Annotated in this window: 22 protein-coding genes; 14 read left to right on the forward strand and 8 right to left on the reverse strand. The window is 60.6% G+C overall.

The genetic code is table 11. The annotated features are described in order from the left end of the window. Positions 1 to 241: 241 nt before the first annotated feature. From EGJ27_RS23150 to EGJ27_RS23165, 4 genes are all read left to right on the forward strand, one after another. Complete coding sequence (locus EGJ27_RS23150; RefSeq protein WP_125833125.1) at positions 242 to 796, forward strand: GAF domain-containing protein; 555 nt, start codon at positions 242 to 244, stop codon at positions 794 to 796. A 191-nt stretch (positions 797 to 987) separates the two neighbouring features. After that, positions 988 to 2,808, forward strand: coding sequence for an EAL domain-containing protein (locus EGJ27_RS23155; RefSeq protein WP_125833065.1), 1,821 nt, complete (start codon positions 988 to 990; stop codon positions 2,806 to 2,808). Between the two features lie 91 nt (positions 2,809 to 2,899). Continuing rightward, the gene (locus tag EGJ27_RS23160; RefSeq protein WP_125833066.1) at positions 2,900 to 3,685 is read left to right on the forward strand and encodes a sulfite exporter TauE/SafE family protein; all 786 of its coding nucleotides are present in this window, start codon (positions 2,900 to 2,902) and stop codon (positions 3,683 to 3,685) included. Between the two features lie 187 nt (positions 3,686 to 3,872). Then, positions 3,873 to 4,070 carry a hypothetical protein gene (locus EGJ27_RS23165; protein ID WP_125833067.1) on the forward strand — a complete coding sequence of 66 codons (198 nt, stop codon included), beginning with the start codon at positions 3,873 to 3,875 and terminating at the stop codon, positions 4,068 to 4,070. Positions 4,071 to 4,322: 252 nt separating this feature from the next. Here the strand turns inward: EGJ27_RS23165 and EGJ27_RS24930 are convergent, their stop codons facing one another. Next, positions 4,323 to 4,484 carry a hypothetical protein gene (locus EGJ27_RS24930; RefSeq protein WP_177523091.1) on the reverse strand — a complete coding sequence of 54 codons (162 nt, stop codon included), beginning with the start codon at positions 4,482 to 4,484 and terminating at the stop codon, positions 4,323 to 4,325. A 181-nt stretch (positions 4,485 to 4,665) separates the two neighbouring features. On the opposite strand from EGJ27_RS24930, the gene EGJ27_RS23170 reads away from it, so the two are divergent. The 3 genes from EGJ27_RS23170 to EGJ27_RS23180 are packed head-to-tail and all read left to right on the forward strand — an operon-like array spanning position 4,666 to position 6,939. Next, a complete protein-coding gene (locus tag EGJ27_RS23170; RefSeq protein WP_125833068.1) occupies positions 4,666 to 5,043 on the forward strand; it encodes a Rho termination factor N-terminal domain-containing protein in 378 nt (125 codons plus the stop codon). 11 nt (positions 5,044 to 5,054) lie between these two features. Beyond that, positions 5,055 to 6,185, forward strand: coding sequence for a DUF3182 family protein (locus EGJ27_RS23175; protein WP_125833069.1), 1,131 nt, complete (start codon positions 5,055 to 5,057; stop codon positions 6,183 to 6,185). Next, on the forward strand, positions 6,169 to 6,939 hold the full coding sequence (locus EGJ27_RS23180) for a S9 family peptidase (protein ID WP_125833070.1): 771 nt from the start codon (positions 6,169 to 6,171) through the stop codon (positions 6,937 to 6,939). The genes EGJ27_RS23175 and EGJ27_RS23180 overlap by 17 nt, the downstream gene beginning before the upstream one ends. Before the next feature lie 9 nt (positions 6,940 to 6,948). On the opposite strand, the gene EGJ27_RS23185 is transcribed toward EGJ27_RS23180, so the two are convergent. Next, positions 6,949 to 7,188 (reverse strand): PLDc N-terminal domain-containing protein, encoded by a 240-nt coding sequence (locus EGJ27_RS23185; RefSeq protein ID WP_125833071.1) that lies wholly within the window; start codon positions 7,186 to 7,188, stop codon positions 6,949 to 6,951. Between the two features lie 223 nt (positions 7,189 to 7,411). Here EGJ27_RS23185 and EGJ27_RS23190 point away from each other — a divergent pair, with 223 nt between their 5' ends. Continuing rightward, a complete protein-coding gene (locus EGJ27_RS23190) occupies positions 7,412 to 8,035 on the forward strand; it encodes a Yip1 family protein (RefSeq protein ID WP_125833072.1) in 624 nt (207 codons plus the stop codon). Between the two features lie 201 nt (positions 8,036 to 8,236). Here EGJ27_RS23190 and garD read toward each other — a convergent pair whose 3' ends face one another. The 6 genes from garD to EGJ27_RS23220 form a co-directional block, all read right to left on the reverse strand. After that, a complete protein-coding gene (gene garD / locus EGJ27_RS23195) occupies positions 8,237 to 9,790 on the reverse strand; it encodes a galactarate dehydratase (RefSeq protein ID WP_125833073.1) in 1,554 nt (517 codons plus the stop codon). Positions 9,791 to 9,801: 11 nt separating this feature from the next. Then, positions 9,802 to 11,187 (reverse strand): MFS transporter, encoded by a 1,386-nt coding sequence (locus EGJ27_RS23200; RefSeq protein ID WP_125833074.1) that lies wholly within the window; start codon positions 11,185 to 11,187, stop codon positions 9,802 to 9,804. Between the two features lie 164 nt (positions 11,188 to 11,351). Then, positions 11,352 to 12,263, reverse strand: a complete 912-nt coding sequence (gene kdgD, locus EGJ27_RS23205) for a 5-dehydro-4-deoxyglucarate dehydratase (RefSeq protein WP_125833075.1) — start codon at positions 12,261 to 12,263, stop codon at positions 11,352 to 11,354. Between the two features lie 380 nt (positions 12,264 to 12,643). After that, positions 12,644 to 13,393, reverse strand: coding sequence for a FadR/GntR family transcriptional regulator (locus tag EGJ27_RS23210; RefSeq protein WP_125833076.1), 750 nt, complete (start codon positions 13,391 to 13,393; stop codon positions 12,644 to 12,646). Positions 13,394 to 13,515: 122 nt separating this feature from the next. Then, positions 13,516 to 14,079 carry a response regulator transcription factor gene (locus EGJ27_RS23215; RefSeq protein WP_125833077.1) on the reverse strand — a complete coding sequence of 188 codons (564 nt, stop codon included), beginning with the start codon at positions 14,077 to 14,079 and terminating at the stop codon, positions 13,516 to 13,518. Further along, positions 14,076 to 15,335 carry an ATP-binding protein gene (locus tag EGJ27_RS23220; RefSeq protein ID WP_125833078.1) on the reverse strand — a complete coding sequence of 420 codons (1,260 nt, stop codon included), beginning with the start codon at positions 15,333 to 15,335 and terminating at the stop codon, positions 14,076 to 14,078. Before EGJ27_RS23220 ends, EGJ27_RS23215 begins: the two co-directional genes overlap by 4 nt. 192 nt (positions 15,336 to 15,527) lie before the next feature. On the opposite strand from EGJ27_RS23220, the gene EGJ27_RS23225 reads away from it, so the two are divergent. From EGJ27_RS23225 to EGJ27_RS23250, 6 genes are all read left to right on the forward strand, one after another. After that, positions 15,528 to 16,241 (forward strand): SIMPL domain-containing protein, encoded by a 714-nt coding sequence (locus EGJ27_RS23225; RefSeq protein ID WP_125833079.1) that lies wholly within the window; start codon positions 15,528 to 15,530, stop codon positions 16,239 to 16,241. Positions 16,242 to 16,577: 336 nt separating this feature from the next. Continuing rightward, positions 16,578 to 18,128 carry an HET-C-related protein gene (locus EGJ27_RS23230; RefSeq protein ID WP_125833080.1) on the forward strand — a complete coding sequence of 517 codons (1,551 nt, stop codon included), beginning with the start codon at positions 16,578 to 16,580 and terminating at the stop codon, positions 18,126 to 18,128. Positions 18,129 to 18,225: 97 nt separating this feature from the next. Beyond that, complete coding sequence (locus EGJ27_RS23235; RefSeq protein ID WP_125833081.1) at positions 18,226 to 19,827, forward strand: ABC transporter substrate-binding protein; 1,602 nt, start codon at positions 18,226 to 18,228, stop codon at positions 19,825 to 19,827. Positions 19,828 to 20,091: 264 nt separating this feature from the next. After that, positions 20,092 to 21,714 carry an ABC transporter substrate-binding protein gene (locus EGJ27_RS23240; protein WP_125833082.1) on the forward strand — a complete coding sequence of 541 codons (1,623 nt, stop codon included), beginning with the start codon at positions 20,092 to 20,094 and terminating at the stop codon, positions 21,712 to 21,714. Positions 21,715 to 21,982: 268 nt separating this feature from the next. Further along, positions 21,983 to 23,581 carry an ABC transporter substrate-binding protein gene (locus tag EGJ27_RS23245; protein ID WP_125833083.1) on the forward strand — a complete coding sequence of 533 codons (1,599 nt, stop codon included), beginning with the start codon at positions 21,983 to 21,985 and terminating at the stop codon, positions 23,579 to 23,581. Positions 23,582 to 23,737: 156 nt separating this feature from the next. Next, entirely contained in the window at positions 23,738 to 25,114 is a 1,377-nt protein-coding gene (locus tag EGJ27_RS23250; RefSeq protein ID WP_125833084.1) for an OprD family porin, read from the forward strand. Positions 25,115 to 25,151 lie beyond the last annotated feature (37 nt).

Raw genomic sequence — 25,151 nt, forward strand, 5'->3', positions numbered from 1 at the left:
AGTTCCACCTGCAGGAGCGCTTGCCTGCGACGACGCTGGTTCAGCACCTGCGGGTTTCGTGGCTGCCAGTGCCCTTCGTCGGTATATGCGCCGCGAGAGCGTCAAAATTACGACTGGTACTGTGATAGTGATGTACAGCCCTTTGATATGTGGCAGAATAATGGCACATTGAGCTGAAGCATCGGGTAACTGATCGCTGCCATAGCCAACTTTTGCTCATTTAGCGTTGAGGTAGACCATGTTGAACAGCAATCTGACGGCTATGGAACTCGCTGTCATCAGCGAAATTGAAGCCACGTCGAGCCTTTTGAAGCTGGTCACGCGCCTGACCGGTATGCGCTTTTCGGCCATTGCGAAAGTCACCGACACCACCTGGCTGGCGTGTGCGGTACATGACGAAGTGCAGTTCGGCGTCGAGCCAGGCCATCAGATGCAAATCGAGGAGACCATCTGCAATGAACTGCGCCTGCATCGCACGCCGGTGATCATCAGCGAAGTGGCCTGCGACGTTAAATATGCACAGCACCCGATCCCCAAGCTGTTCGGATTTCAGAGCTACTTCTCCCTGCCGATCATTTTCCCCAACGGGGAGTTTTTCGGCACGCTGTGCGGGCTGGACCCGGTACCCGCGAAGCTGGACGATCAGGAAACCCTGGATACCCTCAAGATGTTCTGCACGCTGATCGCCAGCACGCTTTACGCTCACGGACAGCTGTTGAACGCCCGTGCCGATTTGCCGCTGCCTGGAAACCTGCCGGGCAACCAGCCGCTGGCTGAGCAAACCCACGCAAGCTGAACAAAACTTCCCCGGACGACGAACGGCTTTTAACCCTGAAAGCCCGCGCCGTTCGGGTTATCCGGCGCCTGCACGCCTGCGACAACCCCCTGATTGCACCCGTACCTGCCTGCGACACGTCTAGCCAAAGCCTCTCCATCTGATAAAGTGATCCGCAATATCAAAGTGGCATCATTCGATGCGAGAGTCCTATGCATTCCGGCGCGCCCATCCTTCTGAACGAAGCACAACGTCTATTACGGATCGAAGAGCTGTGCGTGCTGGAAAACTCTGCGGATCAAGTGTTCGACGAGATCGTCGCAATCGCGGCGGAATTTTTCGAAGCGCCGATTGCGCTGATCTCCATCGTCGACAAACACCGTCAGTGGTTTCGCGCCCGCGTGGGGCTGCAGGCTCAGGAAACTCCGCGGGACGTTTCCTTCTGCGCCTACACCATTCTCAGTGATGAACCCTTCGAGATCCCGGATGCGACGCTGGATCCGCGCTTCAAGGAAAACGCCCTGGTGACCGGCGAGCCGGGTATCCGCTATTACGCCGGTGCCCCGCTGATCACCGAGGACGGTCTGCGCCTGGGCAGCCTGTGCGTCATTGATACCAAGCCGCGCCCCGCCATGAGTGCGCGTGAGGCCTCGATGCTCAAGCGTTTCACTTCGCTGGTCATGAAGCGCATCGTCAGCCTGAGGCTGAGCTGTTATGTCGACCAGCCGTCGGGCCTGTACAACCGCCTGCGGCTGGAAGAAGACATGCGCGAAGTGCTGAGCACAGGTTGCGACAGCCAGTTAGTGGCGGTCGACATGTTCGCCCCCCAGTTTCTCAACGATGTGGTCAAGGCGCTGGGCTACGGCTTTACCCAGGAACTGGTGATGGCGATCAGAAAGCGCCTCGAGGAACAACTGCCTGCCGGTTGTCGGCTGTACCGCATCAGCCCGACCCGTTTCGGCTTCCTGCTGCCCGGCAACGCTGCACAAGAGCACTTGTACAACGCCATCCTCAAGGCCTGCGCGGCGCCGGTTCACTGCCGTGGCAATCCGGTCCAGATGCAGGTCGGGATGGGCATCGTCAGCCTCAAGAGCGAGCCGGGCCAGGAGCAGGACTGGATGCGCCAGGTGGTCAGCGCGGCCAACGATGCCCGTGAGCGCAACTTGGGCTGGGCGCGGTACAAGCCTCAGTGCGATGCGGCCCAGCAGCGGGCATTTCGCCTGCTGGCCTCGCTGACCGCCGCCGTGCATGCGCCGGACCAGTTGCGCCTGGTCTACCAGCCTCGTATCGATCTGGCGACCGGCGCCTGCACGTCCGTCGAAGCGCTGCTGCGCTGGACGCACCCGACCCTCGGGCCTGTAGGGCCCGCCGAATTCATCCCGCTGGCCGAGAAGACCGCGCTGATGCGTCCGCTGAGCCTCTGGGTTCTGCAGCACGCCGTCGAGCAGGCCGCCATCTGGCAGGCCCATGGTTTCATCTTTCGGGTTGCGATCAACGTCACGCCCGAGGATCTGTCAGGCTCGGACTTCACCGACCGCATGATCAGCCTTCTTCAGCACTACGGCATTCCACCACGCCGTTTCGAGCTGGAGTTCACCGAAGGCGCGCTGATGCACAATCCCGCCGAAGTGCGTAATCAGCTGGAACGCCTGCGCCAGCTGGGCATGACCGTGGCTATCGACGACTTCGGTACCGGCTACAGCAACTGGAGCTATCTGCGCCAATTGCCGGCGACCACCGTGAAGCTCGACCAATCCCTGATGCGCAATCTGGCAACCGACCAGCAGGACCAGCGACTGGTGCAGGCGCTGATCGGCTTGGCGACAAAGCTTGACTACTGCGTGGTTGCAGAAGGTATCGAGACTGAAGAAATCCGCGCATTGGTCAGCGCCTGGGGCTGTCATGAAGGCCAGGGTTACCTGATCGCCAGACCGATGGAAGCCGACGCCTTGCTCGACTGGCTGGATGCGCAGGACGTGCCGCGGTCCGTCGAAGCCATCGGCCTGGCCGCCATGGGATCGAAATGGTTATAACCTTAGAACACATCTTCATAACCGCTTAAAACATAAGGCGCTATGCTGCCCGCCACTTTTTGCCTGATAAGTCTGGTTTACAGGGTCGGTTATGGATGTGGGTGGTTTGGGTTTTGTTGTAGCTGGCCTGATCGTGGGCTTTATCGTGGGCATGACCGGAGTGGGCGGTGGTTCGTTGATGACCCCCATCCTGCTGTGGTTTGGCATTAATCCGGCGACCGCCGTGGGCACCGATCTGCTGTACGCCGCGATCACCAAGTCCGGCGGTGTGCTGGTTCATCGCAAGAACGACAACATCGACTGGAAGATCACCGGCTGGCTGACGCTGGGCAGTGTGCCGGCGGTATTGCTGACGCTGTGGTTTCTCAGCACGCTGGATTCGGCCCCGGAAGCAGTCAACGCCATCATCAAGCAGGCATTGGGTTTCGTTCTGCTGCTGACCGCGCTGGCGGTGCTGTTCAAGAAGAAACTGCTGGCCTACGCCCACAGCCGGGGCGACGGGCAATCGCTGTTCAGCGGCTCCAGCCTCAACAGCCTGACGGTCGCCACCGGCCTGCTGCTGGGTACGATGGTGGCGCTGACGTCCATCGGTGCCGGTGCGCTGGGCACCGTCGCGCTGTTCATTCTTTATCCGCTGCTTCCCACCCGACGCCTGGTCGGCACTGAAATCGCCCACGCCGTGCCGCTGACCCTGGTCGCCGGCCTGGGTCACGCGAGCATGGGCAATATGGACTGGGGCCTGCTGGGCTGGCTGCTGATGGGTTCATTGCCGGGGATCTGGCTGGGCAGCCACATGACCGGCCGGGTGTCCGACGATCTGCTGCGCCCGTTCCTCGCCATCATGCTCGGTTCGATCGGATTCAAGCTGGCATTCTAGGATTCTCCAGGCCTGCGGGCCCGGTATGCCTGAGTGGGCTGCCGGCCCCGTGAGCGGCAGCCATTCGTTCATCGGGTTCTGCATCATAGTGGTGGCCCGGTTCGGGATTTCGGCGCAGGATTCCCAGCGTTGATTTCATGCGCCGCTGAACCGGCACCGCTCACCTTGCCAGATGGAGATGCTGAACATGCTTATCCGAATTGAAGAGGGTCACTTTGACAACCACTGGATCGTCAGGCTCGACGACTATCCGGTGACGTGCCGCGACTGGCGTGAAGCCAATGAATTCGCCGAGCGTATGAAATCGCGGATCGACGCGCCGCACCCCCTGCCCCACCATTCCGGGCGCCGACCAGTGGCTGAAAGCTCCCGCGCCGCCTCCTGAACACCGCTTCCGGCCATGGCGCTGTTGCTCATCACAACAGCGCTGTTTCACAGCAGACTCAAACCCCGAACGGTTGTCCGACACTGGAAAACGGTTCTCGATTCCGTGACATCCATTTCACATCCTCTTCACCTCCGGGTCGGTAAATTTGACTCACTCCTTTGATGAATCCCATTTGGCCCACCGCGTTGTGGGCCATTTTTTTGCCCGTGATTCAGCGTTCCGTTCGCCGGCAAGCCGGTTCCTGCGGGTTCACGGGAGTGCTCGATCCAACGATGCCTCGCTCAACTGCGCCAGCCGTTCGCTGCCGTCGCCATTCACGATGCCGCCGCTCCAGCTGGCGGCGACGGCAGCCGCCCAGCCGACCACAAATACCGCCACCAGCTGCAACGCCCATTTGGCAATCAGGCTCATGTGCCTTCCCCCTCCAGGTTTCAATGGCGAGGATGTAAACACGCCTGTGTTGCAGAAGCATGGCAACGTCCTGCGTTCGATCGGCGCCACTGATCAACGCTCAGGAACTCCAGGCGCGGGTTTGGCTTCATAAACCTGAAGCCGATGAAAAATCCACCCAGCAATTCGGAGATTTCAAGCCATGCCTGCCGCCAACAAAGACAAATACACCGAGAAGCAGAAGCGCAAGGCCGAACATATCGAAGAAGGTTACGAGCAAAAGGGCGTGTCCAAGGGCGAAGCCGAAGCACGCGCCTGGGCCACGGTCAACAAACAGTCCGGCGGTGGCGAGCGCAAAGGCGGATCGGGCACTCAGAAGCCGGCCTCGGCCAAGACGGCCGCGCGCAAGGATTCGGCCAAACGCGCGGCAGCCACCCGACACGGCGAACCTCGCTCGGGCCAGTCGCTGGAGTCATACACCAAGGCCGACCTGATGCAACGCGCTCGTGGCCTGAAGATCGCTGGTCGGTCGACCATGAGCAAGCAGGAACTGATCACTGCCTTGAAAAAAGCCTCGTAAGGAGCGCGTCTATGAGCGGGTCACGAACAGGTGCTGTGAAAGCGGAAGTCGTTCTATTGCCCACCCACAAGAAACTCGCCACTCACGAATTAGCTGTCCATGAGGCCCTGGGCCGCAAGATCGCCAGCCTGCTCGGCGCGCGTTTCGGCGGGCTTTATGACTCCACCGTGCATGACGGCAAAGGCCGCACGCTCTATTTCGTCCCTTCCGATACCCTGATCGGCCACCCCCAGCATCGTCACCTGGATATCCAGTCGGCCGACGATCTGTTCGGCGGCCTGATCGCCGAGCCGTTCATGGCGACCAAAGCCATTTCCCACCCATTGCTGGACAATGCCACGGCCCGTCCCGCGGGCTGGTCCGACGAGTTTCACCGCCAGACCGCCGACGCGGTGCTTGCTGGCTTCAGCGTGTTCAATCATGCCGACGCCCTGGAGGCCGGCAAGCGCCTGCTGGTAAACGGCCCGATTCGCATCAAGCCGGTGCTGGCCACCGCTGGACGCGGGCAGCTCGAAGTCACGTCCGAGGCACAACTGGCCGCCGCCATCGAGGCGCAGGACAGCCAGGATGTAAACCAGTGGGGGCTGGTGCTGGAGGAGAATCTTCAACAGGTCGTCACCTACAGCGTGGGCCAGATCAGCATCGCCGGCCTGCTTGCCAGTTATTACGGGACCCAGAGCCTGACGCGCGATAACCAGGGTGAAAGCGTGTACGGCGGCTCCAGCCTGCGAGTGGTGCGCGGCGGTTTCGATGCGTTGCTGGCGCTGGAACTGGATGACCCAGTACGCCACTCCATCAAGCAGGCCATGGCCTATGACCGGGCGGCGTCGAGTTGTTTCCAGGGCTTGGTGGCATCCCGCCGCAATTACGACATTGCCATGGGCGTCGATGCCCACGGCCAGTCTCGTTCCGGCGTTCTGGAGCAATCCTGGCGCATCGGCGGCGCCAGCGCGGCGGAAATCGAAGCGTTGCTGGCTTTCGCCGACGCGCCCGCGTTGCAGCGGATTGATGCCTCGACCCACGAGGTTTACGGCGAAACCACGCTGCCGCGTGGCGCCGAGGTCCTGTTCGAGGGCGACGATCCGCAAGTCGGATTCATCACTAAATACACACAGGTTGAGCCTTATGAGCGTTCGCAGTGAAAGCATCGAGATAAGCGTCGAAAACCAGTCGATTTCCGGCACCATTCTTTCGCCCGGCGAGAAGATTCCTGGGATTCTGTTCGTGCACGGCTGGGGCGGCAGTCAGCAACGGGATCTGGCCCGCGCCAAGAACATCACGGGGCTGGGCTGCGTCTGCCTGACCTTCGACCTGCGCGGACATGAGCGCACCCACGAGTTGCGGGCGACCGTGTCCCGTGAACAAAGCCTCGAAGACCTGCTGGCCGCCTATGATCGTCTGGTTGAACATCCTGCCGTGGACCCGCGGGCCATCGCGGTGATCGGCAGCAGCTACGGTGGTTACCTGGCAACCATCCTCAGCTCGCTGCGGCCGGTGAAATGGCTCGCGTTGCGGGTGCCTGCGCTGTATTGGGACGCCGACTGGGACATGCCCAAGCAGCAACTGGATCGTGACAAGCTGGCGCACTACCGCCGCTCGGCGGTTACCGCCGCCGATAATCGCGCGCTGGCTGCCTGCAAGGAATTCAAGGGGGATGTGCTGCTGATCGAATCGGAGCAGGACGATTACGTCCCGCACGCGACCTTGATGAGTTATCGCGGGGCCTTCGAGCTTGCCCACTCGCTGACCTACCGGCTGGTGGATGGCGCCGACCATGCGCTGAGCAGCGACATCAGCCAGAGCGTCTATAGCTCAATGCTGACCAACTGGATCAGCGAAATGGTCATCGGCGCGCGTCTGGTGGACTACCCACACCACTCTTCGAAATATTCCTGAACCCACGCCTCAGTACTTGGTGCCCTGTTTTGCCGGATCGGCAGGACGGGGTACGTGGCGAGGTCCGGCAACCACCAGCGCCAGCACGCCGAGAATCGGTACGGCCACAATCACGATCATCCACATCAGCTTGTCGTTGGACGCAGTCACCGTTTTGCGCACGCGCATGATCGCCCATATGTCTGCGATCACTACCAAAGCGGTGAGCAATGTAAACAGCCACAGATGACCTTCTGTTATCCAAGGCATTTGAAACCTCCTGCATGTCAACGATACGACCAGACCGGTCGCCCTTGAAGTAGAAGAGGCGTCGGAGGGCCTTAAAGTTCAGCGAAGTAGGAAAAATGAGCTTTTTTTCAGCAGTGCCGCCGCCACTGGTCCACCCTCTCGAAACCACCGCCTTGTCGGGCATCCGGGCCGGTCGGGCTCGCAAGGACAATGCGGGTAGCGACCAACCGTAGAGGGATTCCTGATGAGCGCGTCCATCATCAAACTGTTCACAAAACCCAAGCAGGCCTGGCGAGACATACGAGCCCAGGAGGATGAATCACCGCGCCAGTATCTGCCGCATCTGATTCTGTTGGCGCTGATTCCAGCAGTGTGCCTGTTCATCGGCACGACACAGGTCGGATGGAGTCTGGCGGTGGGCGAGCGGGTCTGGCTGAGCACCAGAAGCGCGCTGCAGCTGTGCGCCTTGCTGTACGTCGCGACGTTGCTCGGCGTGGCAATGATGGGTGCGTTCATTCGCTGGATGTCCCGCACGTTTGAAACGCGACCGACGCTGAACCAGTGCATTGGCTTCGCGACCTACACCACGATTCCGTTTTTCGTCGCAGGACTGGCCGGACTGTATCCAGGCCGCTGGCTGGCGATCCTGGTGCTGGGCATGGCGTCGGTGTACTCGACACTGCTGCTGTTCGTGGGGATCGGCACCTTCATGCGCCTGCCCGAAGGCAAGGCCCCGCTGTACGCTGCCGCAGTGTGGGGCGTGGGGCTGCTGGTGCTGGTGACGATTCTCGTGTCGACCATCCTGCTCTGGTACAACGGCCTGACACCGGAATACGTGCGCAATGTGCTGGGGGAAGTGCCGGAATAGCCGCTCCTACCGCCGTAATCCTCCGACCAGGCAATCGGCACTGCCGAGGGAGCCGCAGAACTGCGGGAGCAGACTCATCCGCGAAGAGGCCGGTACATTCGCCAAACATCTATTGGCTGTAACTATGTCTTCGCGGACAAGCGGAGCGCCGGCCGGTCAGCTCCCACAAGCGCGGGAGCTGCCGTAGAGGAAATGCTCCGATCAGGTAATCGGCGCGGGGTTGAACAGAGTGATGTCGTTGTGCAGACGATAATGCTCGGTCCAGGTCTTCTTCTTGCCGCTGGCCACGTCCAGATAGAAGTGGAACAGCTCCCAGCCCAGATCCTCGATGCTGGCGCGCCCGGTGGCGATGCGGCCGGCGTCAATATCGATCAGGTCCGGCCAGCGCTGGGCCAGCTCGGTGCGGGTCGAAACCTTTACCACCGGCGACATTGCCAGGCCATACGGCGTACCACGCCCGGTAGTGAACACGTGCAGGTTCATCCCGGCCGCCAGTTGCAAGGTGCCGCACACAAAGTCACTGGCTGGCGTGGCGCAGAAGATCAGGCCCTTTTGCTTGAACCGCTCACCCGGGCCCAGCACGCCGTTGATGGCGCTGCTGCCGGACTTGACGATAGAGCCCAAAGACTTCTCGACAATGTTCGACAACCCGCCTTTCTTGTTGCCCGGCGTGGTGTTGGCGCTGCGATCCGCTTCGCCCTTGGCCAGGTAGCGGTCGTACCAGTCCATTTCCCGCACCAGTTCCTGCGCGACTTCCTGGCTTTCGGCCCGCGAGGTCAGCAGGTAAATGGCGTCGCGCACTTCCGTGACTTCGGAAAACATCACCGTGGCCCCGGCGCGCAGCAGCAGGTCGGACGCAAAGCCCAGCGCAGGGTTGGCGGTGATGCCGGAAAACGCGTCGCTGCCGCCGCACTGCATGCCCAGGATCAACTCGGACGCCGGCACCGTCTCGCGGCGGCGCAGGTCCAGCTTCTTGAGCCGCACTTCGGCCAGATCCATGATCTGCTCGACCATTTCACTGAAGCCATGGCTGGCATCCTGAAGCCGATAGAGCCAGGGCTCGCTGAGGTCGACCGAACTGTCGTCCTCGTGCATCACCTGCCCGGCCTGCAATTTCTCGCAGCCCAGGCTGATCACCAATGCCTCGCCGCCCAGGTTAGGGTTCCGTGCCAGGTTGCGCACCGTGCGAATCGGGATGTAGGCGTCCGTCGCGGTGATCGCCACACCACAACCGTAGCTATGGGTCAGCGCCACCACGTCATCGACGTTCGGGTATTTGGGCAGCAGCTCTTCGCGGATGCGCTTGACGGCAAAGTCGAGCACGCCGGTCACGCACTGCACCGTGGTGGTAATGCCCAGAATGTTGCGCGTGCCGACGGTGCCGTCGGCGTTGCGGTAACCCTCGAAGGTGTAGCCTTCCAGCGGCGCCGCCTTCTCCGGCACCGCGTCGGACATCGGCAGGCTGTCGAGCGCCGGTGCCGACGGCATGCGCAGCTGGTCTTCCCTGACCCAACTGCCGCGAGGGATCGGTTGCAGCGCGTAGCCGATGGTGGCGCCGTAACGAATCACGGCGTCTCCTTCGGCCAGATCAACGGTGTTGATCTTGTGGCTCTGCGGCACGTTATCGACAGTCACCAGCCCGTCGTCGAATTCGGTTCCGGCTGGCACGCCCTGGTCATTGACCACCACGACCACGTTATCCAGCGCATGCAGCCGGATGTACCGTGGAGAATCGGCATGTTGAATCAGGTTCATCACGGTTTTCCTCAGGGTTTGGCTCGGGAAAGGTCGCTGGCGGATTCGTCCAGCAATGGCCCCTTGACTGGGGGCTCTACCAATTCCACGCGCTTGATCTCACCAACGATGAAGATGTAGCTGATTACCGCCAGCAGCGCATTGGCGCCGACGAACACCAGAGCCCATTTGAACGAGCCGGTGGTGCTGATGATGTAACCAATCACGATCGGGGTGGTGATCGACGCGATGTTACCGAAGGTGTTGAACAGGCCGCCGCTCAGGCCGGCGATCTGCTTGGGCGAAACGTCGGACATCACGGCCCAGCCCAGCGCACCTACACCCTTGCCGAAGAACGCCAGCGCCATGAAGCCTACGACGACCCACTCGATGTCCACGTAGTTGCAGGTGACGATGGAGGTCGACAGCAGCAGGCCGCAGATGATCGGCGCCTTGCGGGCGAAGGTCAGCGAATGGCCCTTGCGCAGCAGGTAGTCGGAAATCACACCACCCAAGACGCCGCCGATGAACCCGCAGATGGCCGGCAAGGAGGCGATGATGCCCGCCTTGAGAATGGTCATGCCGCGTTCCTGGACCAGATACACCGGGAACCAGGTCAGGAAGAAGTAGGTGATGCCGTTGATGCAGTATTGGCTCAGGTAGATACCGAGCATCATGCGGTTGGTCAGCAACTGACGGATGTAATCCCACTTCGGCCCGCTGTTGGCAGCCTTGTCCTTGCTCTTGCCCTTGTCCTGGTCCATGTCGACCATGCCACCGCCACTGGCGATGTGGTTGAACTCGGCCTCGTTGATACGCGGGTGATTGCGCGGGCTGTAGATGACTTTCATCCAGACGGCCGAGAACACGATCCCCATGGCGCCCATCACGATGAACACGTGCTGCCAGCCGTAGGTGTAGACGATCCAGCCCATCAGCGGAGCGAACAGCACCGTGGCGAAGTATTGCGCCGAGTTGAAGATCGCCGAGGCCGTACCGCGTTCGGCAGTCGGGAACCAGGCCGCGACGATACGCGCGTTGCCGGGGAACGAGGGCGCTTCAGCCAGGCCCACCAGGAAGCGCAGCATGAACAGCGCGACGATGGCAGTGGAGATGCCGAATTCACCGACATAGCCTTGCAGCAGGGTGAACAGCGACCAGGTGAAAATGCTTGCAGCGTAGACTTTCTTCGAACCGAAACGGTCGAGCAGCCAGCCGCCGGGAATCTGGCCGGCCACGTAGGCCCAACCGAATGCGGAGAAGATATAACCCAGGGTGACGGCACTGATGCCGAGGTCTTTCTGCAGGCTGGAGCCCGCGATAGCGATGGTGGCTCGGTCTGCGTAGTTGATCGTGGTGACCAGGAAAAGCATCAACAGGATCAAATAGCGGACGTGAGTCGGCTTGGACTTTTGCATCGATTGAACTCCCACTCATTATTTTTTTACGCGGGTAATACAGTTTTTGGGTGAAGCACTACAGGCCCCTTAGGAAAGTCACGGCGATGACTTCCCTACCTGTAACGGGTGTTGCCTTCCAACGACAAAACCGCTGATCACTCAGCGGTTTTGTATTCGGTCGTTTACTGCTTGCCTTGCTTGTCCATCAGCGCGGCCAGCATGTCGACCTCTTCCGAAGTCAGGTCGGTCAGTGGAGCGCGGACCGGACCTGCATCGTAGCCGGCGATCTTGGCGCCGGCCTTGACGATGCTGACGGCGTAGCCGGCCTTGCGATTGCGGATTTCAAGGTAAGGCAGGAAGAAATCGTCGATGTATTTGCCGACCGCTTCGTGATCGTCGCGGGAAATGGCGTGGTAGAAGTCCATCGCCAGTTTCGGTACGAAGTTGAACACGGCAGACGAGTAGACCGGTACGCCCAGCGCCTTGTAGGCAGCGGCGTAGACTTCGGCAGTCGGCAGGCCGCCCAGATAGGAAAAGCGGTCGCCGAGACGACGGCGGATCGAAACCATCAGTTCGATATCGCCCAGGCCGTCCTTGTAACCGATCAGGTTAGGGCAGCGCTCGGCCAGTTGTTCCAGCAGCGTGGCGTTCAGGCGGCACACGTTGCGGTTGTAGACGACAACGCCGATCTTGACCGACTTGCAGACCGCTTCAACGTGAGCGGCAACGCCGTCCTGGCTGGCTTCAGTCAGGTAGTGCGGCAGCAGCAACAGGCCTTTGGCGCCCAGACGCTCGGCTTCCTGAGCATATTCGATGGCCTGGCGGGTCGGACCGCCTACGCCAGCCAGAATCGGTACGCTGGTTTCGCAGGTATCGACGGCAGTCTTGATGATTTCCGAGTATTCGCTGGCGGCCAGGGAGAAAAACTCACCAGTACCACCGGCAGCGAACAGAGCGCTTGCGCCGTAAGGAGCCAGCCACTCAAGGCGTTTGATATAGCCTGCGCGATTGAAGTCGCCCTGGGCGTTGAAATCGGTAACCGGGAAGGACAGCAAACCGGAAGAGAGGATGGACTTCAGTTCTTGTGGATTCATTGTGCGAACACCCTATGGGACTTTTTGTTGTGGATGAATCACCGGGGCAGTGCCGATGTCGTAAGTCATCGTACAACTGAAAATACAATCTCTCAACAGGGATTTCGCGGTTTTTCGTGGGAGAGCCGATGAAAGGCTGTGGAGGCCTTTGAATACGGGGAGATTGGGGGAAATTCGGAGGGTGGCGAGTTATATGACAACCGAGATTAAGAATGACCGTCTGTGACGGCCTCTTCGCCAGCAAGACGGAGCGCCGCCCGCTGGCGCCTACAGGAGCGCGGAGCACCCAGAATCTGTAGGAGCCAGCTTGCTGGCGAAGGCTGACTTCCCGGTGCCAACGACATTTGCTGGCTGCTACCGTTTAGTCTGTAGCCTCACTTTCAGGCCCGCTGCGACTCTGCCTCTTCGTGAGCATGGCGCAGCCGCTCACGGCTATTGGTCAAGTGCAGGCGCATCGCGGCGCGAGCAGCGTCGGGGTCCTGACGGGCGATGGCTTCGAAGATTTCCTCATGCTCGCGGCTGAGGCGATCCATGTAGTGCTGCTGATCATCATGGGCCAGCCGCGCAGAATTGAGCCGCGTGCGCGGAATGATGCTGGTGCCCAGGTGGGTCATGATGTCGGTGAAGTACCGATTGCCGGTGGACAGCGCGATTTGCAGATGGAACTGGAAATCCGACGCCACCGCATCGCTGTCGTGGGACGCGCTTTCGCTCAGCGCATCCAGCGCCGCGCGCATGGCGGCCAGTTGTTCGGCGCTGCGACGCTGTGCGGCCAGGCCTGCGGACTCGACCTCCAGGCTGATGCGCAATTCCAGAATCGCGAGAACGTCACGCAAGGTGACGATGGTGGCCGGGTCGACCCGAAAGCCGCTGGGGCTTGGGGTATCGAGCACGAAGGTGCCGATGCCATGCCGGGTTTCGACCAGCCCGGAAGCCTGCAAACGTGAAATCGCTTCTCGAACGACCGTCCTGCTGACGCCCTGCTCTTCCATGATTGCCGACTCGGTGGGCAACTTGTCGCCGCGCTTGAGCAGCCCGCTGCGGATCCGCTCGGACAACTCGATCACCAGTTCCTGCGCAAGGCTGCGGTGTTTTCTACGTGCGCGGGGTGGAGCGCTCTGGTTTTCCATATCCAACATCAGTCTCGGAACAGTTGAGTAAAGGGCAATGATAGCTCAGCAGTTGTACGATCACATCCCAACACGCAACAAGACATGTCAGAACCACCGACGGCTGCCACCCGAACGGCAAATCAGCGGCGCACGGGACGCTTCTGCAACTTGCGCTGCAATGTCCGGCGGTGCATGCCCAGAGCCCGTGCGGTGGCCGAAATATTGCCTTCGTGCTCGGTCAGGACACGCTGGATGTGCTCCCATTGCAGACGATCCACCGACATCGGATTTTCCGGCACCAGCGTATCCAGATCGGCATGCTTGGACAGCAACGCGGCCAGCACGTCGTCGGCATCGGCCGGCTTGCACAGGTAGTTGCAGGCGCCGCGCTTGATGGCTTCGACCGCCGTGGCAATGCTCGAATAACCGGTGAGGATCACCACGCGCATTTCCGGGTCCAGCTCCAGCAGCTTGGGCAGCAGCACCAGGCCGGAGTCGCCGTCCATCTTCAGGTCGAGTGCGGCGAATTCAGGAATATCCTGCTGCGCCAGCACCAGACCTTCTTCGGCCGAGCCTGCGGTGCTGACCCGAAAACCACGTCGCCCCATGGCCCGCGCCATGACGCGCGTGAATGTGGCGTCATCATCGACCAGCAACAGATGCGGCAGCTCTTCGCCGTCAACCTGGATGTCTTCGTCACTCATGCTTCTTCTCCTCGCGTGTCACGGGGCAATCGCAGCTCGGTCAACGTGCCGCCCTCCTCATGACTGTAGAGTTTTACCGAGCCACCCGCCCGGGTGACGCTGGCTTTGCTCAAGAACAGACCCAGGCCGAAGCCTTTGCCCTTGGTTGTAAAAAACGGTTTGCCGATCTGCTCGGCGATGGCCACCGGCACGCCGGGGCCATGGTCACGAATGCAGATCCACAGTTCGCTGGCGTCCCAGTCGAGACTGACTTCCAGGCCATCCGGACAGGCATCGGCGGCATTGTTGAGCAGATTGAGCAGCGCCTGGGTCAGGTCCGGCGGTGGCGACAGCATCGGCACGTCATTCTTGCCCAGCTGCTGGAAACGATAACTGACTTCCGGGCGCATCAGGTGCCAGCGGCTCAGGGACTCATCGAGCCAGCGCGACGCCGTCTGGTGCTCCACGGCCATCCGGCGATTGGCTTCCGCCGCACGCACCAGTTGCTGCAAGGTGTGCTTGCACTGCTTGACCTGCTCCTGAAGCACGCCGAGGTCTTCGCGCAGTTGCGGATCGGCGTGTTCCTGATACATCTCGTTGAGCAGCACGCTCATGGTCGCCAGCGGCGTGCCCAGTTCATGGGCGGCGCCTGCGGCCTGCGTGGCAACCGCCAGCAATTGTTGATCGCGCAGGCCCTCTTCTCGTCGTTCTGCGCGCAACTGCTCCTGGCGGCGCATCTCTTCGGCCATCTTGGCGGCAAAGAACGTGATGACTCCGGCGGCCAGGGCGAAGCTGAGCCACATGCCATATACCTGCATGTTCTCCCGCGCCGACGGGTAGGTTTCCAGCGGATAGGAGCGCACCATCAGCAAGGTGTAGAGCGACAGTGCAAAGCCGGACAGGATCAGCGAATAGCGCCACGGCAACGTCGCGGCAGCGATGGTCAGCGGCACCAGATAGTAGGAAACGAAGGGGTTGGTCGAGCCACCCGAGTAATACAGCAGCGCACTGTGGATCAGCAGATCCAGCGCCAGCTGCACGGCGTATTCCACTTCGGTGAGCGGCAGGGAGGTGCGCAGTCGCAGAGCCGTCAGCACACACAGTACGAGCGAGAAGCCCAGGGTCACCGACAACTGCCACCACGGCAGCGGAATCATGTCGAACAGCCAGGCGATCCCGACGGAACCTGCCTGGGCGGCCAATACCAGAATGCGTATGAATGTCAGGCGCCACAGGTTTTGACGAGTGGCCGAAAGCATTTGAATGGGGGCGAGCATGAGCTCTCCTATGACCGCACCAGCGAATCGCAGCGAGTATAACCAAGCGCAAGGTAAAACTGGGGAAAGTGCGTCAAAGCACCACAGGCGCCTGTTCCTTGCCCGTCCCGGAACCGCCATCGATAGTCGCAGTCTCATGAATTTGCGCCGGCCGACAGTCTGTTGGAGGCGGATCGACAACAAGGAGTTCGCATGTTCAACGTTCGCCCCGCCGCCACGCTCTTCGCTCTGGCTGCAACGGCTCTGGCCAGCCTGCCGGCTTTGGCCGATGAACCTCGCTACAACCAGATTTCCCTGCGCGCAGAGGTCAATCAGGAAGTGCAGCGCGACCTGATGCTCGTCACTCTTTACACCGAAGCCCAGAACAGCGACCCGGCCAGGCTCGCCGCGCAGATCACTGAAACCCTGAACAAGGCGCTGGGCCAGGCACGTCAGGCCAAGGATGTGAAGATCCGTCAGGGCAACCGCAACAGCTATCCGGTCTACGAAGAGAAAGGCCAGAAGATCACCGGCTGGCGTGAACGCGCCGAGCTGCGTCTGGAAAGCGCCGACTTTGCCGTGCTGTCCAAGCTGACCGGCGAACTGCTGGGCGACCTGAAAATGGGCGGGATGGACTTCTCCATCTCTCCACCGGCCCGCAAGGCCAGCGAAGATGCCTTGCTCAAGGAGGCGGTCAGCGCGTTCAAGGCCCGTGCGCAGCTGGTCACCGAGGCGCTGGGCGGTAGCGGCTACAAACTGGTCAACCTGAATCTCAATACCTCCGGCTATCCGCAGCCTTATATGCGCGCTCCGGCGATGATGATGAAGTCATCGCGCGAGGACGCCGCTCCGACGCCGGACATCGAAGCGGGCACCAGTCAGGTCAACGTGGCGGCTGATGGCGTGATTGAGGTGGCCATTCCGTAAGATCACGCTCAAGCGCGCAGCAGCGGACTTGTCCGCGAAGGCCCGGTCATGACCGACGCAGGATTGTCGGCCGTACCGCGCCCATCGCGGACAAGTGCGCTCCTGCAGACTCATGCTGTGCATTGAACAACGCGCACTGGCCGCCCTTTCCTGATTGCCCTACCGACATCTGATCAGCTTGTCAGCCATCGCCCTACAGCACTTGCGGCTGCGTCTGATTTTCCAGACCGCGTGGCGTTGCCACAATCCTCCCCGCTACATCACTCCATTGCGTCGATGTCCTGGAAGCGCCTGCCAAGGCGTCCCAGAGCACATCATCATTTCGAGGAATCACGGATGAATCCTTCAGAGAACTTTTCAGCGCGTCCCGCCCAGATCGATCAGGCGCGACGACCAGCCCTCGCGACGGCCCGTTTCAACGCCGGCGAAGGCAACAAGGCCCAAGCCAGCGAAGCCCATGCATCGATCGAAAAAGTACTCCTGAGCGCCGGATTTCGGCACGAGCAGGTCCGCGCCATCTACTTCGGGAACTGGCTGCGCGACTACTCTCAGTTGCTCGACCCCAAGATCGTTCGCGCAGCCACCATGCCCAAGAATTTTCCGGACGTGCTGTCCCGCGAGGCTTTGACCAAAATCGTCGACGTGCTGGCGGTCAAGCAGTTCACCGATCTGATGAAAACCGATCGCGCCAGCTTCACCGTGACGCCAGGCAGGCTCGGCGTCTACCGGCCTGGCGAGCACATCGACAACCCCAAGGTCGTCAACCCCAAACCGGCCAATCCTAAAGATCGTGACCCGGACTTCGAACCCTGGGTGCTGCCCGGTCACCGGTCGCTGGAGGTCGACCCTGACACCTCCATGAAGCGTTACCTCATGAATTCCGTAGAGGTGATGAACGTCGAATTCGACAAGGCCGTAAAGGAAGGTCCGACATCTACCGACGGCCTGCGCGCGCTCGGTGCGGCGCTGCACATCCTCGAGGACTTTTTCGCCCACTCCAACTTCGTCGAACTGAGCCTGATCAAGGCCGGGTACACCAAAGTGCTGCCCTGGACTTCGCCAGCAGCCTGCAAGCACCGACTCCCTCTGGTGACCGGTATGTTCGGTGGCAGCGACGTCGTTGCCAGCCTGGCCGCGCCCTTGAGCAAGATTATGTTTTCCAGTGACGACAAGCCGTTCGAGGCAACCCGGCCCGGCGGGCGCTCCGATCGCGATCAGATCATCCTGATTCTGCTCGGCGAGCATCCCAACACGGCACTGCTGCAGGGTTACGAGGCATTCCTGGCCGCGCGCGACAAATGGGCCAGCCTGCCGTTCTCCGAGCAGGTCGAGAAGTACTACTACTTCATTCGCACACCAGGAAGACTGCTCAGCAGCGCCGTCGGCACGGTCATGCAGGGCATGGCAACCTGGTTCGGCAACAGCGTCGATGATGTGCAGACCGCGCTGATCGACGACCCCAACACCAGCGGTTCCACCGATCCATCCCACTCGCAGCTGGCCAAGGACCACCCCGAACACCCGCTTCACCAGCTCGCCGCCTTGCTGGCGCGCAAGGCGGTGCTCGAGGTCGGGCAAGCCATCCTCGGCACCTGGCACGGCAAGCAAGGAGCGGAACATCCGGCGAGGGTGGCCACGCGGCTTTTCGTCCATCCGATGGACAGCAACTGGCAGGACAGCACCGTCGAGCAATGGGCGAAAACCAACCCCGGGATGGTGAGTCGTGCAGCCCTCAAGAGCGATCTGCTCGATGGCCAGAGACGCCTGCGTGAAAGCTCGCTCGAGGCCCTGCGGCGTTTCAACGCAGAGAGCTCCAGTTTTCTGAACACTTTCTTCCGGCGCAGCAACTCCCTCAAGGGCCTCTGGAACAAGATCACCGGAAAATAGCAAACATTGTCCGGCCGCGAGCAAGTGCGGCACTATCGCGGTCTATTCGCCTGTCGATATTCAGCCACGGTGATCGCCGTACCTTGCGAGGGTTTTCATGGGACATACCATTTTCAAACCGCTGCTGTTGGGCGCAGCCCTGGCCGCCTGCGCACCGCTGGCCCAGGCGGCCACCACGCTGGTCTACTGCTCGGAAGCGAGCCCCGCAGGGTTCGACCCCAGCCAGTACACCAGCGGCACTGACTTCGACGCCTCCGCGGAAACCGTTTTCAACCGCCTGACCCAGTTCAAGCGTGGCGGTACTGAAGTGGAGCCGGGACTGGCCACTCGCTGGGAAGTCGCTCCAGACGGGCTGGCCTACACCTTTCATCTGCGTGACGGTGTGAAGTTCCACACCACCGACTACTTCACGCCGACCCGCACCTTCAACGCCGATGACGTGCTGTTTACCTTCAACCGCCTGCTGGACCCTGACCACCCGTTCCGCAAGGCCTACCCTTCCGAGTCGCCGTACTTCACCGACATGGGGCTCAACACCACCATCAAGAGTGTCGAGAAGCTCGACGCCCAGACCGTGCGCTTCAATCTGAACGGCATCGACGCCGCCTTCGTCCAGAATCTGGCGATGAGCTTCGCCTCGATCCAGTCCGCCGAATATGCCGACCAGCTACTCAAGCAAGGCAAGGCGCAGGAGCTGAACCTCAAGCCCGTCGGCACCGGCCCGTTCGTGTTCAAGCGCTACCAGAAAGATTCGCAGATCCGCTACGCCGGCAATGCCCAGTACTGGAAGCCCGAGGACGTGAAGATCGACAACCTGATTTTCTCGATCAACAGCGACGCCGCCACGCGCCTGCAAAAGCTCAAGGCGGGCGAATGCCAGGTCAGCGGCTACCCTCGCCCGCAGGACATCGAGGAGATGCAGAAGGACTCACGCCTCAAGGTGCTCAGCCAGCCGGGTTTCAACCTCGGCTTCCTGGCCTACAACGTGACCCACCCGCCGCTCGATCAACTCAGGGTCCGTCAGGCGCTGGACATGGCCATCGACAAACCCGCCATCATCAAGGCGGTGTACCAGAGCGCAGGCGTGCTGGCGCAGAACGCCCTGCCGCCTGGGCAGTGGGGCTTCGATCCATCCATCAAGGATGCGCCGCACGACATCGCCAAGGCCAGGCAACTACTCAAGGAAGCAGGCGTCGCCCCCGGCACCACGATCGACCTGTGGGCCATGACCGTTCAGCGTGCCTCCAACCCCAATGCGCGCATGTCGGCGCAGATGATCCAGTCCGACTGGGAGAAGATCGGCATCAAGGCCAATATCGTCAGCTACGAATGGGGCGAGTACATCAAGCGCGCCAAGGCCGGCGAACACGACACCATGATCTACGGCTGGACCGGCGACAACGGCGACCCGGACAACTGGCTGGGCGTGTTGTACAGCTGTGCTGCGGTCAAAGGCAGCAACTACGCCAAATGGTGCGACCCGGCCTACGACAAGCTGGTGCAGCAGGCCAAGGTAACGCCGCAGCGGGAGCAACGCATCAAGCTCTACCAGCAGGCCCAGGGCGTGCTCAAGGCGCAGGTGCCGATCACCCCCATCGCCAACTCCAGGGTATTCCAGCCGATGCGTCAGGAAGTGCAGGATTTCAAGATCAGTCCGTTCGGCCTGACGCCTTTTTACGGCGTCAGCGTACGCAAGTGAGGTAACAATCGAGCGCCAACCGGGTGCATTTCTCACACCCGGTCGCGCCTTATTGGTGCGACAAATGATTTCAAATGCGACGCGCAAACGATCAAATGCGTCAGAACTTACACTTTCGCGACATTCCTGTACGAACGTGCCACTCTTTGTGGCTTCTTTGGCGCCAACATCTTGCTTTGGGTATGCACCCTGCATAAGTATCGGATGGACCGGCCCACAAGGCAGGTTCCTCTAATCAAAAAAATGACAACAACTGAGGCCACCATGCTCAAACACGCGGTCATTCCGTTTCTAGTCGGTGCCGGCTTGCTCGCCAGCGCCCCCTTCGCCCATGCAGCCTCGAACCTGGTGTTCTGCTCCGAAGGCAGCCCGGCGGGTTTTGACCCGGCGCAATACACCACAGGCACGGATTTCGACGCGTCGGCGGAGACCGTCTTCAACCGCCTGACCCAGTTCGAGCGTGGCGGTACCGCCGTTCAGCCAGGCCTGGCGACCAGCTGGGACGTCTCCGAAGACGTGCTGACCTACACCTTCCACCTGCGCGAAGGCGTCAAGTTCCACACCACGCCTTACTTCAAGCCGACCCGCGAGTTCAACGCCGACGACGTGCTGTTCACGTTCACTCGCATGATCGACAAGGACATGCCGTTCCGCAAAGCGGCACCGACCGAATTCCCGTATTTCACCGACATGGCCATGGACACCAACATCGCCAAGGTCGAAAAAGTCGACGACCACACGGTCAAGTTCGTGCTCAACAAGGTCGACGCGGCGTTCATCCAGAACCTGGCCATGAGCTTCGCCTCGATCCAGTCCGCCGAGTACGCAGCCCAGCTGCTCAAGCAGGGCAAGGCCACGGACATCAACCAGAAGCCGATCGGCACTGGCCCGTTCGTGTTCAAGAGCTACCAGAAAGATTCCAACATTCGCTTCACCGGCAACAAGGACTACTGGAAGCCTGAGGACGTCAAAGTCGACAACCTGATCTTCGCCATCACCACTGACCCGTCGGTGCGCATGCAGAAGCTCAAGAAGAACGAATGCCAGATCACCGCTTACCCGCGTCCTGCCGACCTGGAGCCGCTCAAGGCCGACAAGAACCTGAAGATGCCGGATCAGGCCGGTTTCAACCTGGGTTACATCGCCTACAACGTGATGGACAAGATCAAGGACAGCGATCAGCCTAACCCGCTGGCGCAGCTGAAGGTTCGTCAGGCACTGGACATGGCCGTCAACAAGCAGCAGATCATCGACTCGGTGTATCAAGGCGCCGGCCAGTTGGCCGTCAATGCCATGCCGCCGACCCAATGGTCGTATGACACCACCATCAAGGATGCCAAGTACGATCCTGAGAAAGCCAAGGCCCTGCTCAAGGAAGCCGGCATCAAGGAAGGCACCGAAATCACCCTGTGGGCGATGCCGGTTCAGCGTCCGTACAACCCCAACGCCAAGCTGATGGCCGAAATGCTCCAGTCCGACTGGAAGAAGATCGGTATCAACGCCAAGATCGTCAGCTATGAATGGGGCGAATACATCAAGCGCGCCAAGAACGGCGAAAACGGCGCGATGCTGATCGGCTGGAGCGGCGACAACGGTGACCCGGACAACTGGCTCGGCACCCTGTTCGGCTGCGATGCGCTCAATGGCAACAACTTCGCCAAGTGGTGTGACAAGCCGTTCGACACCCTGATTCACCAGGCCAAGGAAACGCCGGACCAGGCCAAGCGCACCGAGCTGTACAAACAGGCGCAACACCTCCTCAAGGACGCCGTGCCGATGACGCCTATCGCACACTCGACCGTCTACCAACCCATGCGCACCACCGTGCAGGACTTCAAGATCAGCCCATTCGGCCTGAACTCGTTCTATGGTGTAAGCGTGAAGTAAGAGCCGTATGACTGCGCTGTCGGCGCAGCGCAGTCAACGCTTTATCCAACCACATCAAGTGTTGTCCGGTTAGTTGGCGAAGTTGCTATTAAGCACTTCCCCTACTATTGCCAGCGCTTTTTCCTACACGCTTTGCGGCCTGCGAGCCTATTTACCGCATGCCTTTGCCGACATACCGTCGAGGGTGCGTCGCGCGTGTTGTTTGGATATTGCCTGCGGACCGTTGAGATATTCGAGCCTTGGGCTCGTCCTTTGAAGGATAGGAATCATGCGTAAATCTTTTGCGATGACCTCACTGCTCGGTATGGGTCTGTTGGCGATGACCCCTATGGCCCAGGCCGCGAGCAACCTGGTGTTCTGCTCCGAAGCGAGCCCGGCCGGTTTCGACGGCGCTCAATATACGGCGGCAACCGATAACGATGCCTCAGAACCGATCTACAACCGCCTGACCGAATTCAAACAAGGCGATACGTCGGTCGTTCCGGGCCTGGCAACTTCCTGGGATGTTTCCCCCGACGGGCTGACCTACACCTTCCATCTGCGACAAGGGGTGAAGTTCCACAGCAACAAGAACTTCACGCCCAGCCGCGACTTCAACGCCGACGACGTGTTGTTCACGTTCAATCGCATGCTCAAGCCCGATCATCCGTTTCGCGTCGCTTACCCCACCGAATTCCCGTACTTCACCGGCATGGGCCTGAACACCAAGATCAAGTCGGTCGAGAAGACCGATCCCCTGACTGTGGTCTTCACCCTGAACAACGTGGACGCGGCGTTCGTGCAGAACATCGCCATGAACTTCGCCGGCATTCTGTCCGCGGAGTACGCCGAGCAGTTGATGGCCAAGGGCAAGGCACGGGATATCAACCAGGAGCCGATCGGCACCGGACCGTTCGTGTTCCAGCGCTATCAGAAGGATTCGCAGATTCGTTACCGAGGTAACAAGGAATACTGGGACCCGAGCCGGGTGAAGATCGATCAGCTGATTTTTTCCATCAACACCGACGCCTCGGTACGCCTGCAGAAACTGCGCAAGAACGAATGCCAGGTCACCCTGAACCCGCGCCCGGCCGACCTCGAAGCGCTGAAGGCCGACAAGACCCTGAAGGTGATGGAGCGTCCGGGTTTCAACCTCGGCTACATCTCCTACAACGTGCGCCACGAGCCGTTGGGCAACCTGCAAGTGCGCCAGGCCCTGGACATGGCAGTGAACAAGCCGGCCATTATCAATGCCGTTTATCAGGGCGCGGGCCAACTGGCCGTCAACGCCATGCCGCCGACCCAGTGGTCTTACGACGACACCATCAAGGACGCACCGTACAACCCGGAAAAGGCCAGGCAATTGCTGCGCGCCGCCGGTGTGAAAGAAGGCACCGAGCTGACGTTGTGGGCCATGCCGGTGCAACGCCCGTACAACCCCAACGCCAAATTGATGGCTGAAATGCTCCAGGCCGATTGGGCCAAGGTCGGCATCAAGGTCAAGATCGTCAGCTACGAGTGGGGCGAGTACCTCAAGCGCACCAAGAACGGCGAGCACGATATCTCGCTGATCGGCTGGACCGGTGACAATGGGGACCCGGACAACTGGCTCGGCACCCTGTACAGCTGCGCGGCGATCGGCGGCAACAACTACTCGATGTGGTGCGACGAAAAATACGATCAACTGATCAAGGCGGCCATCCAGACCACCGACAAAGGCCAGCGCACCGACCTGTACAAACAGGCGCAGCAATACCTCAAGCAACAAGTGCCGATCACACCCATTGCGCACTCCACCGTCAACCAGCCATTGCGCAGCGAAGTCCAGGGCTTCCACGTCAGCCCGTTCGGTCGCAATAACTTCTCAGGCGTCAGCGTCGCCGATTAACCCCGCGTTTGAGCTTCTCGCTCGCTGCCGATTTCCGGCAGCGAGCGATATCGCCTGAGCAATCGAATACGTTACAAGCCGGACCAACCAGCCCGGCACTACCAAGCCAGCCCCAAAAAACTGGCGTTTTTATAAGAAAGACAGGAGCAATTGATCGTGAAAACCACCGGTACTGCAATATTGGCGTTGTCCCTTTCGTCATTCGGGGCCATGGCCGTGGCGGATGAGAGCACTCACAGTTTCGTACCCACCCAATTGAGCGCCACCAGCGCCCAGGCCGATGCCAACGGGTTCTTTGAAGACCAGCACGTGACAGGTTCCACGCGTAACTGGTATTCCAACGAGCTTCGTCGGCGTGACGACCGGTTCAGCTATCAGAAGAACGGGGTTGCGACACCGACTCCACGCCGGATCAACTGGGTGCAGGGCACCATCGTCAACTACAGCTCGGGCTTCACCCAGGGCACCGTGGGTTTTGCCACCGAACTGGCGCTGTACAACGCCATTGCCCTGGATCGTGATCGCAAGGATCTCGCCGGCGGCGCCAACCGCACCCTGACCGAGAACGACGGCGATGCCGTAGGCCAGTGGAGCAAGATGGGCCTGGCCAATGTCAAGGCGCGGGTGTCCAACACCACCCTGACCATGGGTCGCCAGTCGGTGAACACGCCGGTTATCGCTTACATCGGCAACCGGGCGCTGCCTTCCAGCTTCCAGGGTTTTGCCCTGCAGAGCGACGAATTCAACAACCTGTCCTTGCAGGCGGGCAGCTTCGACCGCGTGTCTCCGCGCAGTGAACAGAGCCTGGCCCGATTCCGCTCCGAATACGCCAACTCCACGGCCACCGCGGATCGCCTGGATATGTTCGGCGGCGACTACAAGCCGTTCGATAACGTGACCACCAGCCTGTACGCCTCCAACCTGGAAGACTTCTGGAAGCAGTACTACTTCGGCTTCACCCATGAAATCGGCAACAGCGATGCGCTGAGCCTGAGCACAAACCTGAACTACTACAAGACCAAGGACGCCGGTCAGAGCAAACTGGGGCCAATCGACAACGACACCTACAGCCTCTCCTTCACCGGCACGCACAAGGCGCACAGCCTGAGCATCGCCTATCAGGAAGTCGCCGGTGACGAATACTTCGATTATGCCCATGAAACCAACGCCATCTTCCTGGCCAACTCCCTGCTCTCGGACTTCAACGGACCAAACGAGAAATCGCTGCAGATCGGTTACGTGCTGAACATGGCCGAATACGGCGTGCCGGGCCTGAAATTCAACATCTACCAGGCACGCGGCTGGGGCATCGACGGTACCCATTACAAAGGCACCGCCTACGACGTGAAGAACATGGACGGTGAAACTCACTATGAATACGGAATCGGCACTTCATACGCCGTACAATCCGGCCCTCTGAAGGCCACAGCCATTCGCGCCACCTACACCACTCACCGGGCCAGCGAGTTCCAGGCCGATGGCAACCTGAACGAACTGCGCGTGGTAACGACTATTCCGTTCAACATTCTATAAGCAGCGCAAAGCCGCAGCCGCTGGCGTCATCACGCCA

The organism is Pseudomonas sp. v388 (assembly GCF_003935425.1).
Lineage (GTDB): Bacteria > Pseudomonadota > Gammaproteobacteria > Pseudomonadales > Pseudomonadaceae > Aquipseudomonas.